Origin of the sequence: Vibrio penaeicida, from assembly GCF_002933855.1 — a bacterium.
GTDB classification, from domain to species: Bacteria; Pseudomonadota; Gammaproteobacteria; order Enterobacterales; family Vibrionaceae; genus Vibrio; species Vibrio penaeicida_A.
This window is the reverse complement of the sequence record NZ_BFAQ01000031.1, coordinates 107,449-122,730: the sequence shown is the minus strand read 5'-3', so window position 1 is coordinate 122,730 and position 15,282 is coordinate 107,449. Positions and strand designations below refer to the sequence as shown.

Here is a 15,282-nt window from a genome sequence, read left to right as displayed (position 1 = left end):
GCGAGCAGTGGTCAGCGCTCAGAGATCTTAAGGATTTCATACTTTTCACACTGATTAAATACACTGAAATCCATGAGTTCTTGTTCTAATGCCTCTAAGAATTCCGATTTCTTTCTCAGTGAAGCCTCTATAAATAAATGGCTCACATTCAACGTAGAGGTGCCTTTATCCACCTTACAATCCGCCCTTGCGACTAATTCACCATTCCATAAAATGGGCAAACAAAAGTAGCCAAATTGGCGTTTTGCTTCAGGCACATAACATTCGATTAAGTAATCAAAATTGAAGAATGCACTGGCTCGCTTTCTTTGAATAAGAAGGTTATCAAACGGTGAAAGAATTTTTGCTCGTTTACGATTCAGGCGTGTATCCAATAAAGACAAAGATTCCGAAAGCGCCCAGTAACCATTCCCTTGAACTTCTACTTCAACAATTGTGCCTTCATCGCATAAATCACGGAGTGCTTGAGTCACATTGGCTTTCACATCTTTGAGCAAATAGATCATTTCAGTAAGCGTTCCAAGCCCATGCGCTCTCAAATAGCAGAGTACCAAAAATTGCGCATGATCTTGCGAGGTAGGCACAGAGGTATCGATTTCCGGCGTCAGTACACGCTCGGTTAAGTCGTACACTTTCTGGAAACCGCGACGTTCAGGGATCATCAAATCTCCCTGCATAAACAGGTATTCCAAAGCACGTTTGGCAGGTTTCGTTCCCCAGCCATTAATTTTTTTGCCTTTTGAGTCAAAATCTTTAGCGAGTAGTGGTCCCTCTTCCTCAATACGTTTCATAACGTGATTCATTAGCTTGGGATCTTTCTTGTACCAATGCTCTTGTTGGCCAGATTTGATGGCTATTTTACGAGGTAAGGTGTAACGAAAATTCTTCATAGGAAGAAAAGAGGCGGCGTGCGACCAGTACTCCAACACTTTATTTTCAGCGACAAGCTTTTCAAGATGATCAGGTTGGTATTTGGGGTTGCGACTCCATAAAACATGGTGATGCGCCCGCTGTACCACTGAAATGGTATCTATCTGAATGTAACCAAGCTGCTCAATCACGTTTAATGTGTGTGACGTGGAGTGAGACTTAGGGGACTTGGGCGGCAACCCTTGAGAAAGTAGCGCTAGTTTTCGGGCTTGAGATTGGGACAATGACATCATAAAGCGCACGCTCCATTCTTAATTTCCCCATGCTCTGCATTTGTTCGAATCCCTTTCAACTCATTACTCCTCAATTTTGAAAAAAGATATTCTGCCTTGTCACATCCTACTTTGGTACTTCACTTTGCAAATATGCAAAGTGGCTTTGAATTTCTGCTTATAACACCTCCAGTCCGTTCTTTCATACACTGAGATTTATGTATTCAGGAATAAGAGTAAGCAGATGGAAGCTATTTATATCGTTGCAGCAAAACGTACTCCTATTGGAAATTTCAATGGTAGTCTGTCGCCACTCAGCGCGGTGGAGCTTGGTGCTCATGCGATCAAAGCCGCTATCACGCAATCCAATATCGCTCCCGAGAATATCGATGAGGTGATCGTCGGCAACGTGCTTTCCGCCGGAAGTGGAATGGGACCGGGCAGGCAGGCTTCCATTAAGGCAGGCATACCTTCGTCTGTACCCGCTTACACGCTTAATATGATTTGCGGCAGTGGAATGAAGGCAATTACCGATGCAGCCAGCCACATCCGAGCAGGCGACGCACAAGTCGTCATGACCTGTGGTATGGAAAGCATGTCTAACGCTGGGTTTGTTGTTTCTGGTGATAACCGCCGTGGGCACAGAATAGGCAATCAAACCATGGTGGATACCATCATGCATGACGGGCTCACGGATGCGTTCCACCAATACCCTATGGGCATCACCGCGGAAAACATTGTCGAGAAGCTGAACCTTTCTCGCGAACAGCAAGACCAATACGCACTCCAGAGCCAACATAAAGCCGTTCGCGCTCAGGATGAAGGCAGATTTGAACAAGAAATCGCACCGATAACCGTAACTACACGCCGCAAAGACATTGTTGTTGCACAAGATGAATTCCCCAAACGCGACTGCACATTAGAACAACTGCAAGCACTGCGCCCTGCCTTTAGCAAATCCGGTTCTGTCACCGCTGGTAACGCGTCTGGCATCAACGACGGAGCGTCCGCAATATTACTGGCGAGTGAAACTGCCGTTAAGCAATTGGGGCTCACACCATTAGCTGAGCTTGTTGAATATGGTCAAGCAGGCATTGAGCCAGAAATCATGGGGCTTGGTCCAGTCAATGCCATTGCCAACACGCTTAAGAAAGCGCATATGAGCCTTAACCAAGTTGACTGTTTTGAGCTTAACGAAGCGTTTGCCGCGCAATCTCTTGGTGTGATCAAGCAGCTTAGCGAGCAACACAATGTATCCCAAGATTGGATTCTTGAACGCAGTAATGCTAACGGTGGTGCAATTGCGCTAGGGCACCCAATTGGAGCTTCCGGCAACCGAGTAGTGACTACGCTGGTCTACGAGCTCAATCGCTCCAAGGCAAACATTGGCTTGGCGTCTTTGTGTATTGGCGGTGGCATGGGGACCGCTGTCATTTTAAAGCGCATTGAGGCATAGCTATCATGAAGAAAAAAATAGAAAAAGCAGGCGTTGCCTCTCTCCTAAAAGATGACATGACGATTATGATTGGCGGTTTTATGTCGACTGGCGCACCGGAGGGGTTAATTGATTTATTGATTGAAAATGACATTAAAGACATCACATTAATCAGCACCGACACCGCTTACCCCGAACACGGTGTGAGCCGATTAATTGCCGAGAAGCGTGTAAAAAAACTTTACGCTTCACACATTGGGTTAAACCCCGAAACGGGCGCTCAAATGAATGCAGGTGAGCTGGATGTGGAGCTAGTTCCGCAAGGCACATTGGCTGAACGCATTCGTGCAGGTGGTGCGGGCTTAGGCGGTGTGCTTACCCCTACAGGCTTGGGCACCATAGTAGCAGAAGGGAAGCAAACCGTTGTGATTGATGATGTCCCTTTCCTGCTGGAAAAGCCGCTAAAAGCTGATCTCGCGCTGATTCGGGGTTCAAAAGTCGATAAGAAAGGCAATGTGTTTTACAACAAAACCACTCAGAACTTTAACCCCATTATGGCAACTGCTGCCGAGACCGTAATTGTTGAAGCGATAGAGATCGTCGATGTCGGCGAAATCCAACCAGAAGCCATCCACACCCCAAGCTTATATGTCGACCACATCTACCAGAAAGGATCTCTATCATGACCCGTTTGACCAAAGCCGAGATAAGACAACGCATAGCCAAGCGCGTCGCACAAGAGTTTGCCGATGGGGATGTGGTAAACCTAGGTATCGGCCTTCCCACATTAGTAGCAAACGAAGTCAGTGATGACATAGAGGTATTGCTTCAAGCAGAAAACGGGCTTCTTGGTATAGGGGAAATGGCTAACGACACCAACGTTGATCCTGATTTAGTCAATGCGGGTGCTCAGTCAATCACCGCGATCAATGGCGCATGCTATTTCAATAGCGCCGATTCCTTCGCGATTATTCGTGGCGGTCACGTCGATGCCACCGTGTTAGGTGCTCTGGAAGTTGACCAGCAAGGCAACCTTGCTAACTGGATCGTGCCGGGGAAAATGGTTCCAGGCATGGGCGGCGCGATGGATTTAGTCGTCGGGGCCAAGAAAGTCATCATTGCGATGGAACATACCGCCAAGGGAAAACCTAAAATACTCAAAAACTGCACATTACCGCTCACCGCGGTCAATCAGGTAAATTTGATTGTGACGGAATTAGGCGTATTTGAAGTCACCTCCCAAGGTATTACGATGACTGAAATTGCAGAAGGTATTAACTTTGAAGATGTCCAGAATAAAACCGACGCACCACTAATCCCCTCTGCATCAATAAAGTTAATGAATAGCGAACCTACAACCCTTTAGCTCTCTCCTTCAATTTCATCATTTCATGTCTAAGTTGCGCCATTTGCTAGTGAGTTGTCGCCTTTCGCTAGTGAGTGGCGCGATTGGAATGGCTAAGATATACCCAAGTCACCTGAAGAAGCAGCACTTAGCGTCTTGAGGTAACTTGGAACTACACCAACATTCATCGTATTCAACTTAGGGAACGCATCATGGCAAACACAGCACTTATCACAGGCGCATCTGGCGGTATCGGTTTAGAGTTCGCGAAAATTCACGCGGAAAAAGGTGGCAATGTCGTTTTGGTGGCTCGCTCCAAAGACAAACTAGAAAACCTCGCCTCTGAACTCAAACAGAACCACAAAGTTGAGGTGCATGTGATTGCCGAAGACCTGTCTCAACCAGATGCTGCTAACAAGGTTTTTGAGCAGACAGAATCTCTGGGGTTGCAGATCGATACCTTAATCAACAACGCCGGTTTTGGTGGTCACGGACTTTTCCATGAGCGAGATCTCACGGCTGAACAAGCGATGGTTCAGGTCAACATCACCACACTGATGAACCTCAGTCATCTGTACCTAAAAGGCATGGTAGAGCGTAACAAAGGGCAAATCCTGAACGTTTCTTCCACTGCATCCTTTATTCCCGGACCACTTCAGGCGGTCTATTACGCAACAAAAGCCTTCGTGACGTCGTTCTCGCAAGCGTTAGCCGAAGAACTTGCAGACACCCAAGTTACCATAACCGCGCTTTGCCCAGGTCCAGTTGCAACTGGTTTTGTTGCGGCGGGAGATCTTGAAGGTGTGGACGTATTCAAGAATGCTAAGTCACCTCGTTCAGTCGCGGAATGTGGTTACACCGCGATGGAAAAAGGTGAACTAGTGGCATTTAATGAGGGGGGGCTTAAGTTTATGCTAAATTGGATCACCCCATTTTTGCCACGTAAAACAGTATTGAAGCTATCGCGTAAAACCATGGAAAAGACTGCTTAATACAACACCATCAATAAAAGAGAAAACAACCAATGAAAAGAGCGAGCAAGTTCGTTGTATCTCCTTCCTGGAAGGTACTGGTTACTGACATGGGCATTGACGTTGCCACAGTGCTGGCGTATTCGGGCTTACCTGCGGACCTTTTCAGTCGCCCAAACGCAACACTGACGCCACTGGAGTACTTCCAGCTCTGGGAAGGGTTAGCCAAAGCGGCAGGCGAAAGAGCATTTCCTCTTCTTATTGCCAAGTACTTGTCTGTGGAGGCGTTCGATCCACCGCTTTTTGCCTCCATATGCAGTCCAAACCTTAATACCGCTTTGAAACGCATCCAGCAATACAAGCCATTGATTGGTCCCATGATTCTGGATCTGGATTTCTCAAAATCCCACACTACCCTGAACATCAGTTGTTATGGGCACGTTGGCGCTTTACCAGAATCATTAGCGTTAACTGAAGTGGTGTTTTTCACTCAACTCACAAGGTTAGCCACTCGTGAACGAGTGCAACCCACCAAGGTCATTCTACCCAAGCTGCCGCCAAGCGTTCAGGAATATGAAGAGTATTTTGGTTGCAAGCTTGCTCAAGGTGAACAGGTGCAAGTTCAGTTTTCAGCCGAAGATGGGCTGAAACCTTTTATAACTTCCAACGCCGCCATGTGGGCATTTTTTGAGTCCAGCCTGAACCAGAAACTGATCGATCTGGATTCAACTGCCACCACCGCTGAACGCGTTAAAGCAGTGTTGATGGAGTCTTTGCCCGCCGGCAACAGCGCCATTGAAACTGTCGCAGAAAAACTGGCGATGAGTAAACGCACTTTACAGCGAAAACTGACCGCCGAGGCGGAAAGCTACCAGTCGGTATTGCAGTCGGTTCGTGCTGAACTGGCGGATCACTATTTGGAGAAATCCCAGATGTCATTGGGTGAGATCTCGTTCTTACTGGGTTTTCAGGAAGCCAATTCCTTTATTCGCGCATTCACCACCTGGAAAGGTGTATCGCCGGGAAGCTATCGCGAGCAGTATCATTAAAGGTCACGAATTCGCTGTATTTCCTCGTCATCGATACCGAGTGACTGCAAAAACTTATGATGCTCACTCGGTTCCATTTCTTCAAACTTTTGATGCCACGTGACCATGTCACTTTTATTAAACCCTGTGGCTTCCATAATCTGCACCCACCGTTCTTTCGTCACTGCTTGCTCATTCAGCATTTCTGGTTCCTGCAGTAGCGTAACAATGGCTTTTTGCTGGTTTCTTAAGGTCTGAATTTCCTTTTCGAGTTGCGAAAAGTGCTCTTTTAGGATTTGCGTTTGAGATTTACCTTTCTGATCGAGTAACTCTCGAATACTGGATACTGGCAAACCATAAGAACGATAAGATGTCACCGCTTTTAAACGTTCGATTTCCTTTGTGCCATACCACCGATATCCATTATCCGTGCGATTGGCAGGCGAAAGCAGCCCTTCTCGTTCGTAATACAAAATCGTGGCGCGCGAGATACCAAACTCTCGTGCCAGCTGTGTCACCGTCAACATATCCTGCCCTTTTCAATATCTCATGGTACTTATTTTGAACACTGATCTTATAGTCGGGTCAAGCATCAAAACATTTGAAACAAAATAGATAAACAAGTAGCCGTCATTTTCAGTAATATCAATTTGATAAGGATTCGTAATATTTCAAGGAGATAGCGGTAAGTGAAGATAACCATACGGGAAGCCAACCTAGAAGATGTTCCAAGCATCGCTGAAATACACGTCACCTCTTGGCAAGTAACCTACAGTGGGCTCATACCCGAAGATTACATTCTCTCGCAAACCATAGAACGCCGAACCAAACTGTGGACAAACGTTATCAATGAAAGCCTCGCCAGTTTACTGGTCGCCGAGGAAAATCAAAAAGTGATTGGTTTTATCTCTTTCGAAAAAATTCAGCCAGACCTTTCTTCTCAAAGTATAGAGATCAGTTCCATCTACCTTTTGCCAAATCACTTCAACAAAGGCATTGGTACAAAATTGCTGTCTGAGTGCAAGTCGAGATTGACTGGTAACAAGGTGAATCAGATAACACTGTGGTCATTGGATACAAACATTTCAGCCTTGAAATTCTACCGAAAACACGGCTTTGTCGAAACGGGAAAGCAGAACAAAGAAAGGCTAAATGGTGTTGTGCTTAATGATGTAGAGCTCTCTAAACCACTGAATTAAAATAATAATCAGGAAGAACGTCCCTTCCTGATAAATTATTATAATAAGAATCTAAGGTTCCATTACTTCAGTATATCAATTTTGCTTCTATCGATAGTTAAAGCTATTGCGATGATTAGTACCAAACCAAAGAAGATCTGTTGTGCTTGAGCAGGAACATGAAGGTAAGTCATGCTGGTTCGCACAACTGCTACGATCATTGCGCCTATCAAGGTATTTAAAACACCACCAACACCACCTGTAAGCGGTGTCCCTCCGATCAAAACCGCGACCAGTGCTGGCAGTAAAAATTGATCGGCCATGGTTGGTGAGCCTCCTGATAATCGCGCCGCCAGCATAACTCCGGCAAACGCTGCGAGTGCTCCCGAAAGGGCGAAAGCCGCAATCTTAATTCGATTCACTCGCAACCCACTGGCAACCGCAGCTAATTCACCAGCACCAACTGCTTTAAAACTGCGACCAAGAATGGTGCGCTTTTCAATCAGTAAACAGACCAAAAGCAACACTCCTGCGACCAGAATTTCATGTGGGATCCCTGCGGTGTTACCGACAATCCAACCGAAGCTGTCGTTCCTCGTTGCGGCATCCATATAGCCCGAACGCTGACCTGATACCACTTGCCCTGTAGAATAGGCTATTCCACCAATCGCGAGGGTTGCAATAAAAGAGGCAATGCGAAACCGAACGTGAACCCAACCAGAAATAAAACCAAACAATCCCCCCACAGCGACAGCCGCTAACGCCGCTCCTGCACCGAAGGTAGGCAAAAGAAGCGTAACGATTACCGTCGTCATACTGGCTACAGACTGGGAAGACAGGTCAATACCACCGATGTATATAACAAAGGTCATTCCCAGAGCCATGACAAACAGCGTTGAAATGTCTTGGGTGAGCTGCAACAAATTCTGGATACGAATAAAGTTTGAATCGTACAAACTGACCAGCAAGACAAGAATCAACAAGGTAATCAAAGGAAAATAAGCAGACAATTTTCCTGTATCTTTAAGTGATTTCCACATGTTTTGTGCTGGCTCCTTTCCCTGTCTATCAGACAACATTACTTTCGTTCTAGACATCCGTTTTCCTTAAACCATATAAAATAGCAATGCTTGTTGATCTGGCTTTCCATCAGCGCTGTCATAGCGCTGAGTAATTTGACCATCTTTCATCACCAACAACGTATGAGATAACCCGATGGCCTCTTCCAAGGTATCGGCAATCAGAATCACGCCACAACCATCATCACAAAGCGCTCGCACCATTTCGTAGACATCTTCCTTAGCACCGATATCCAATCCACGAGTTGGGTGATCAAGCAATATGATCTTTGCGCCGCTGTTTCGCCATTTCGACAACACCACTTTCTGTTGATTTCCACCCGACAATCGAGAGCAAAGCGTATCTATCGTCGGCGTTTTGATTGATAAAGCGGATACCCATTTTTTTGCTACTTCACGTTCTCTTGGCACGTCCAATACGCCAGACTTAGCGTAGTGGTGCATGTCTGGTAGTGTGATGTTTTCAAATACCGACATACCCCCGACAATGCCTTCTATTTTGCGTTCTCTTGGAATGTAACCCATACCTGCATTCACTGCCTGCGTAACGCTATCTGCACTTTTTTCGGCATTGGAAATCAATACTTCACCGGCATCTTGTCGTTCTAAACCAAACAGTGTTCTCATCACGGCTTCACTGCCACAGCCTTCTGTACCGACTAGACACAGCACTTCACCAGCATGCAACTCAAAGTTAATATCCTGATAAGCTTGGCTTTTTGATAGCTGGCTGGTCTTTAACAGCGGCGTATGGCTGTCGTAAGGTTTTTGCTTGTTTTCTCGGTAATATTCTTGGTCGACATCTCGCCCAACCATTTTGCGTTGAATGTTCTTTATGTCACATTCTTCTCGCGTTAACTGCTCCACAACCTCACCGTCTTTCATCACATACACGCGATCGGAAAGCTCGATCACCTCGTCCATTCGGTGAGACACAAAAACAAAAGATGCTCGTGAGGTTAACTCTCGGACCAAAGCGAATAGGAGTTCGATCTCTTTTCTTGGCAAAACCGACGTTGGTTCGTCAAGCAAGATCACCAAGTCACCATCTACGCGCTCTTCCAACGCCAATACTTTCGCCAGTTCCACAAGTTGCCTTTGGGTAAAAGAAAGGCTTGAAGTCATCACGCTCGGATCTATATCCAGCTTCACTTTTTTAAGCTGAACGCGAGCGGCTTCTGCCATCGCTTTCCAATTTAAAATGCCAAAGGTCTTGAATTGGTCTTCAAACCCAAGGAACAAATTCTCCATCACACTCAAGTTGAGAATCAGAGATTGCTCTTGGAATACCATTCCGATCCCTTGTGTCATTGCCTGTCTTGGGTTTTCAAATTTGACGGGTTGACCGTCAATCAAAACTTGCCCACCATCGTGCTGATAAGCACCATAGATCACCTTCATCAAGGTGGATTTTCCTGCACCGTTTTCGCCAACTAACCCAACTACTTCTCCGGGGTGGATCTCGAAGTTGATCTTTTTCAGGGCATGCACGCCAGGGAAGGTTTTATCTACGTCTACAAACTGCAACATCAGAAACTCCTATTTGACGAGCTGTGTTAGGTGGCGGTTAGTGGCTAGCGCAACAGCAAGAATCACCATTAGGCCAAGTACACCCTGTTGGATGTAAGTGGGAAAACCGACTAATACCATGCCATTGTTAATCACGTTCACAATAAGGACGCCAATCAAGCTTTGCCAAACACCTCCGACACCCCCTGTAAGTGCTGTACCTCCAACAACCACCGAGGTAATGGCAATAAACATGTAACCGTCACCGAGGTTACTGGCTACCGAGCCAATTCGTGCCACCGCAAAAATTGCTCCTGCCGCAAAAAATACTCCTGCTAAAGCAAACCCTAAAACTCGGACTCGGTTTACTTTTACACCGGATGCATGTGCTAATTCTTCTCCACCACCGATGGCGTAGAAATGCCTTCCTAATGACGTATGATTTTGAATGAACCACGCCCCTACTAGTGCAGCGAGCGCTGCGTATACCATGAGAGGGAAACCCCAGAATCGCTCAGTCAACAACATACGAAACACGGTATCTTTTGCTTGAATGCGGTTCCCATCTGTCAGAAACATGGTTAAACCAATGCAGGTAAACCCCATTCCTAAACTGGCTAGAAAAGAAGGAATTCGGAGCATCACATGCAATAACCCATTAATTAAGCCAAGTACGGCACCAATCAACAGGGCGATTGGCACTGCAAGCCAACCCCAAGATTCAAACCCGCCTAAATAACTAATCGTGATGGCGAGCATGGCACCGCTGAATGCCACTATTCCTTCCATTGACAAGTCAATTGAACCCATAAGAATGATGAAGGTCACTCCGATCGCGACCATAAGCGGAGCGGCAGATGCCGTAGCAATACGTGCAAAATTGCGAACAGAAAAGAAATTAGAATTAATGGTGGTAAGTATCAGACACAACACTAAAAGCACCAAAACAGGCGCCCAACGTTGTAGAGTAGACTTACTGATGTTCAATGACATATCACTTCCTTATGTTCTTATTTGGGGTGCTTTCACACCCCATGAAATATCAGTAATTAAAACGTACGGTATTGAATAAGACCGCTAGAAAGAGAGAAGTAGTCTTCCCAATTGTAGGTCGGAATATTGGCGACGTTTTCCTCGTACCATTGTTTGGCATCTTTCTGTGTGATGATTACAGCAGGACCATAAAACTCTCGGTGCGCTTTTGGCTCTTCAGAAGGCTTGTACGTACCAATAGCGGCGTGATAAGCCAAAGATAACGCAATACCACCAGCCCAATATGGGTTAGTGCTGACCGTACAAAGCACTTCGCCATCGATCACCAACTTAACCACGTCAGCCGTTCCGTCAAAGGAAACAATTGGAATTTCACCAGCAAGTCCTTCTGCTCGAAGGGCTTCTAAAATACCAAGCGTCATGCTGTCGTTAGAGGAGAACACTCCCTTAATATCATCACCAAATCGTGTCAGCATGGTGCCCATCACATCGACCGCTTTAGATGTACTCCAATCTGCCGCTTGCCAATCAAGAAGCTCAACATCTGGGTAGCCTTCCAACGCTTTTAGCAAGCCGGCTTTTCGCTCAATCGCAGGAACATTGGAGGCAATACCGCCAATCCCTACAATTCCGCCTTTGCCGTCAATTGCATCCAGCAAAATCTTGGCAATCTTTTGTGATGGCTCATAGTCGGACCAACTAATGTGGCAAACGTAGTTATCGCCAAAGTCCCAAGGATGAAGATCATCGGTTTTGTTCCAAATAGTACTAACAAAACCGTTCGCGTCTTTACATGCTTGAACGACAGATCGTGCATTGGGGGAATCGTTAGCATCGACTGCAAGCGCCAAGCGACCTTTGGTCAAAGACAACAGTGACTTTGTATCCGCCAGCACTTTCTCGTTGTTTCCGCCATGGATGATATGGGTTAAGTCCATACCCAATGACTCAGCAAACGCTTTACCGCCAGAGACTATGGTGTTCCAGTATGGGTTATCAGGCGTTCGATACCCCCACGCTAAAACAGGCGCTGTTTTTTGCCCAGCGGCAAGAACCGAACCAGCACCAAAGGTGGATGCCGCCGCTAGACCGCCCATACCATAGGCACTGCCGATGATAAAATTGCGTCTCGATATGGTTTCCTTTTCTAGGAATGTCTTGATGAATGACATAACAAAATCCTTCTTTAGATACGCTTTTGATCAAGTGTAGATGATTTTAATTATATGTAACCATCTAGTTACATACTTTTAACACACACCATTTGACCTCTCAAGGAAAATATGGTGATTTTATGTACAAATGTGATGTTTATACTCAGTAACATTGCCCGAATTTATACAGCCTTCAGCTCTGCTTTCAATTGCGGCAAGATCTCAAATAGATCTCCGCATAGCCCGTAATCTGCCACTTCAAAAATAGGCGCTTCTGGGTCTTTATTTATCGCTATGATGACCCCCGAATCTTTCATGCCTGCGATATGTTGAATAGCCCCTGATAGGCCAATAGCAAAATAGAAATCTGGCGCAACGATTTTTCCTGTTTGGCCAACTTGCCAGTCATTAGGGGCAAATCCAGAATCCACCGCAGCACGGGAGGCACCAACAGCAGCGCCTAATTCGTCGGCAAACTGCATTAATATTAGCTGAAACGCTCCTTCAGACCCAATCCCACGACCGCCCGACACAACAGTTTCTGCTGAGGTCAATTCCGGCCGTTCACTCTGGTTCAGCCTTGTTCCAATATGCTTGGTTTGGGGTTGCGGTTGCTCTTTTTGAATGCTTTCGATCTGTGCATTTGGCGTATTGCCGATCTGAGCAGCCTTAAAGCTGGAAGCTCGAATGGTACAAAGCTGTTTCTCATCATGACTTCGCACAGTTTGCAGCGCATTTCCTGCATAAATAGGGCGAACAAATGTCTTGCTGTCGACCACTTCCACCACATCCGAAACTTGCATCACATCCAAAAGCGCGGCAATACGGGGCAATAGATCTTTGCCGAAACTCGAACTCGATACCCACACCGCATCATAGTGTTGTGCGATCTCTGAAATCACAGGGGCAAGGCTTTCTGCTTGATGAGAAGCGACTTCCCAAGTAAGCACTTTACTTACCCCTTCGATAGCAGCCGCCTGTTCAGTTATGGCTGAATCGTTTTTCGTCAGCAAAACATGAATATCTTCGGCAATCGATGAAGCGGCACTGACCACTTTTGCCGTTGCATCGCTGAGTTTGTCGTTGGCATATTCACCAATCACTAGTAGTTTCATTTTGACTCCTTACCAAACGGCTTTATGCGATTTCAGTTTATCTACCAGTTCAGAAACACTATCGAGCATTTGCCCACCGCTTCGTTTTGGAGGCGACGTAACAGAAAGCACTTCCAATTTTGGCGATAAGTCCACCCCATATTCTTCGGCTGTTTTGTATTCCACTGTTTTGCGTTTCGCTTTCATCAAGTTAGGTAAACTCACAAAGCGAGGGGTATTCAAGCGTAAATCTGTCGTGATAATGCCGGGCGCTTCAAACGCCACAGTATGCAAGCCGCCGTCCACTTCACGTGTTACTTTTATATCCTTACCCTCTATTTCTATTTCGGATGCAAACGTTGCCTGAGAGCAATTCATTAACGCCGCCAACATTTGCCCTGTTTGGTTGCAATCATCATCAATCGCCTGCTTTCCCATAATGACCAGTTCACAAGCGCTTTCCTGACAATAAGCAGCCAATAGTTTTGCCACAGCTAACGGTTCTGCTGGTTGTTCACACTTAATCAATACAGCATTATCCGCGCCCATTGCCATTGCGTGGCGCAGTTCGCTTTCGCACTCTTTACCACCAACAGATATCGCGGTGACCTCTTTCACCTTGCCTTGCTCTTTCAGTGCAATAGCCGCTTCCACCGCTATTTCATCAAAGGGGTTCATGGCCATTTTCACGTTGTTTAATTCAATACCAGTATTCGAATCGTTAACCCGAACTCGAACGTTGTGGTCCACCACTCTTTTTACCGGAACCAATACCTTCATACTTCAACCTCAAGTAACTAATTAGTTATTTCAATATCTGAAAAAGGCGGTACTCCGCCTCTTCATAAATTCAGGGAATTACGACACCCACATATCGCGCTGACCCGTAAACACGTGAACTGACTTCACTTCGGTGTACTCATCAATGCCGTATTTGCCTGTTTCTCTTCCCAAACCAGACTGCTTCATGCCACCAATGGGCATATCAGGACCACCGGTTATTGTGGTGTTGACCCACACTCTTCCCGCTTGAATATCACGCATTGCTTTGGTTGCTGTGCTTAAGTTCTTCGTCCAGATACTGGCAGATAATCCGTATATCGAATCGTTAGCTTGCTTCAAAGCGTCGTCATACCCATCAAACTCGCTAACCGTTAAGATAGGACCAAAGATTTCTTCAGAAGCAATATCCGCTTCAGGGGGAACATCACGGAAAATCTTAGGAGAGAAATACAAGCCATTTTCCGGCACCTCAGTACACACACCAAAATCGTATTCGCATGTCGCCCCTTGTTTCGTACCGCTTTCGAGATACTCATTTACTTTGCCAAAATGCGTTGGATCGATCATTGAGCCCACTTGAGTATCTTCATCCAAAGGATCCCCTATCTTTACTTTGGATAGTCGTGTTTTTAGACGAGAGATAAATTCGTCTGCAATCGAAGAATCCACAAGAAGTCGGCTTCCACCCACACAGCATTGGCCAGCGTTAAAACATTGTGCAAACGCGACACCATCTGCCGCTTCATCCAAATCCGCGTCGGCAAACACCACATGAGGGTTTTTTCCTCCAAGCTCTAGCCCAACTTTTTTCATATTAACCTTAGAACCATCCAGCACGCTTTTTCCTACTTGAGTTGAACCAGTGAAAGAGATCATATCGATATCTTCGTGATGGCTCATGGCGTTACCAAGCTCCGAACCTGGACCGGTAATCATGTTCACGACCCCTTTTGGAATCCCCGCCTGCTCAATTAATTTACCTAACATCAAGGTTGTGCCTGCGGTGAGCTCACTGGGCTTTATGACCACACTGCAACCCGATGCCAAAATGAATGGTAAGCGTTCGCAAAGAATAAAGAATGGAAAGTTCCACGGAGTGATCAGCCCAACCACACCAATGGGTTCACGTAATACCAAGCCAAGGATGTCTTCACCCTGCTGGTTAAAACTTTCCCCTTCAAGGGCTCTGGCTTGTCCAGCCGCATAATCCCAAAAACCCGCAGCACCCATAACTTCACCACGGCTCTGTGAAATTGGCTTGCCTGTTTCCAGAGTTTCTTGGTAAGCCAGCTTTTCTTGGTTCACTTTAATCAGGCGAGCAACTTCTGAAAGTTTATCGGCTCTTTCTGCACCAGAGCAGCGAGACCACGCGCCATCATCGAATGCATTGCGAGCGGCAACGACAGCGTTGAATACATCCTGTTTTGTTCCTCGTGGATACACTGAAACCGCCACGCCATGCCCAGGGCTTTTTCTTTCAAATTCGCTGCTCGACGAGCCTATAGTCCACTCGCCATTTATTAACATCTGATAGTGTGTTACTTCCTTTGGTAAACTAAGAACTGCCATAT

General features: G+C 46.2%; 15 protein-coding genes. 6 read left to right on the top strand and 9 right to left on the bottom strand.

Annotated features, from left to right (window positions below):
* Positions 1 to 11: 11 nt before the first annotated feature.
* Positions 12 to 1,163, bottom strand: a complete 1,152-nt coding sequence (locus tag VPNCDNU1_RS18465) for a winged helix-turn-helix domain-containing protein (protein ID WP_104401685.1) — start codon at positions 1,161 to 1,163, stop codon at positions 12 to 14.
* 223 nt (positions 1,164 to 1,386) lie between these two features.
* Between VPNCDNU1_RS18465 and VPNCDNU1_RS18460 the strand changes: the two genes are divergently transcribed.
* From VPNCDNU1_RS18460 to VPNCDNU1_RS18440, 5 genes are all read left to right on the top strand, one after another.
* Entirely contained in the window at positions 1,387 to 2,598 is a 1,212-nt protein-coding gene (locus tag VPNCDNU1_RS18460) for an acetyl-CoA C-acetyltransferase (RefSeq protein WP_104401684.1), read from the top strand.
* A 5-nt stretch (positions 2,599 to 2,603) separates the two neighbouring features.
* Positions 2,604 to 3,263 (top strand): CoA transferase subunit A, encoded by a 660-nt coding sequence (locus tag VPNCDNU1_RS18455; RefSeq protein ID WP_104401683.1) that lies wholly within the window; start codon positions 2,604 to 2,606, stop codon positions 3,261 to 3,263.
* Entirely contained in the window at positions 3,260 to 3,943 is a 684-nt protein-coding gene (locus tag VPNCDNU1_RS18450; RefSeq protein ID WP_174715156.1) for a 3-oxoacid CoA-transferase subunit B, read from the top strand. Before VPNCDNU1_RS18455 ends, VPNCDNU1_RS18450 begins: the two co-directional genes overlap by 4 nt.
* Before the next feature lie 191 nt (positions 3,944 to 4,134).
* A complete protein-coding gene (locus VPNCDNU1_RS18445; RefSeq protein ID WP_104401681.1) occupies positions 4,135 to 4,914 on the top strand; it encodes an SDR family NAD(P)-dependent oxidoreductase in 780 nt (259 codons plus the stop codon).
* Between the two features lie 32 nt (positions 4,915 to 4,946).
* Complete coding sequence (locus tag VPNCDNU1_RS18440) at positions 4,947 to 5,942, top strand: AraC family transcriptional regulator (RefSeq protein WP_104401680.1); 996 nt, start codon at positions 4,947 to 4,949, stop codon at positions 5,940 to 5,942.
* Here the strand turns inward: VPNCDNU1_RS18440 and VPNCDNU1_RS18435 are convergent.
* Positions 5,939 to 6,448 (bottom strand): MerR family transcriptional regulator, encoded by a 510-nt coding sequence (locus VPNCDNU1_RS18435; protein WP_104401679.1) that lies wholly within the window; start codon positions 6,446 to 6,448, stop codon positions 5,939 to 5,941. The genes VPNCDNU1_RS18440 and VPNCDNU1_RS18435 overlap by 4 nt on opposite strands.
* Before the next feature lie 162 nt (positions 6,449 to 6,610).
* On the opposite strand from VPNCDNU1_RS18435, the gene VPNCDNU1_RS18430 reads away from it, so the two are divergent.
* The gene (locus tag VPNCDNU1_RS18430) at positions 6,611 to 7,120 is read left to right on the top strand and encodes a GNAT family N-acetyltransferase (protein WP_104401678.1); all 510 of its coding nucleotides are present in this window, start codon (positions 6,611 to 6,613) and stop codon (positions 7,118 to 7,120) included.
* A gap of 62 nt (positions 7,121 to 7,182) precedes the next feature.
* Here VPNCDNU1_RS18430 and VPNCDNU1_RS18425 read toward each other — a convergent pair whose 3' ends face one another.
* The 7 genes from VPNCDNU1_RS18425 to VPNCDNU1_RS18395 all read right to left on the bottom strand — a co-directional run bounded on the left by VPNCDNU1_RS18425 (position 7,183) and on the right by VPNCDNU1_RS18395 (position 15,280).
* Positions 7,183 to 8,196 (bottom strand): ABC transporter permease, encoded by a 1,014-nt coding sequence (locus VPNCDNU1_RS18425; RefSeq protein ID WP_237324168.1) that lies wholly within the window; start codon positions 8,194 to 8,196, stop codon positions 7,183 to 7,185.
* Positions 8,197 to 8,205: 9 nt separating this feature from the next.
* Entirely contained in the window at positions 8,206 to 9,708 is a 1,503-nt protein-coding gene (locus VPNCDNU1_RS18420) for a sugar ABC transporter ATP-binding protein (protein WP_104401677.1), read from the bottom strand.
* 9 nt (positions 9,709 to 9,717) lie between these two features.
* Positions 9,718 to 10,680, bottom strand: a complete 963-nt coding sequence (locus VPNCDNU1_RS18415) for an ABC transporter permease (protein WP_104401676.1) — start codon at positions 10,678 to 10,680, stop codon at positions 9,718 to 9,720.
* Between the two features lie 56 nt (positions 10,681 to 10,736).
* A complete protein-coding gene (locus tag VPNCDNU1_RS18410; protein ID WP_104401675.1) occupies positions 10,737 to 11,852 on the bottom strand; it encodes a sugar ABC transporter substrate-binding protein in 1,116 nt (371 codons plus the stop codon).
* A gap of 164 nt (positions 11,853 to 12,016) precedes the next feature.
* On the bottom strand, positions 12,017 to 12,949 hold the full coding sequence (locus VPNCDNU1_RS18405) for an electron transfer flavoprotein subunit alpha/FixB family protein (RefSeq protein WP_104401674.1): 933 nt from the start codon (positions 12,947 to 12,949) through the stop codon (positions 12,017 to 12,019).
* 9 nt (positions 12,950 to 12,958) lie between these two features.
* Entirely contained in the window at positions 12,959 to 13,708 is a 750-nt protein-coding gene (locus VPNCDNU1_RS18400; RefSeq protein ID WP_104401673.1) for an electron transfer flavoprotein subunit beta/FixA family protein, read from the bottom strand.
* A gap of 78 nt (positions 13,709 to 13,786) precedes the next feature.
* Positions 13,787 to 15,280 carry an aldehyde dehydrogenase family protein gene (locus tag VPNCDNU1_RS18395; protein WP_237324167.1) on the bottom strand — a complete coding sequence of 498 codons (1,494 nt, stop codon included), beginning with the start codon at positions 15,278 to 15,280 and terminating at the stop codon, positions 13,787 to 13,789.
* Between the last annotated feature and the right edge of the window lie 2 nt (positions 15,281 to 15,282).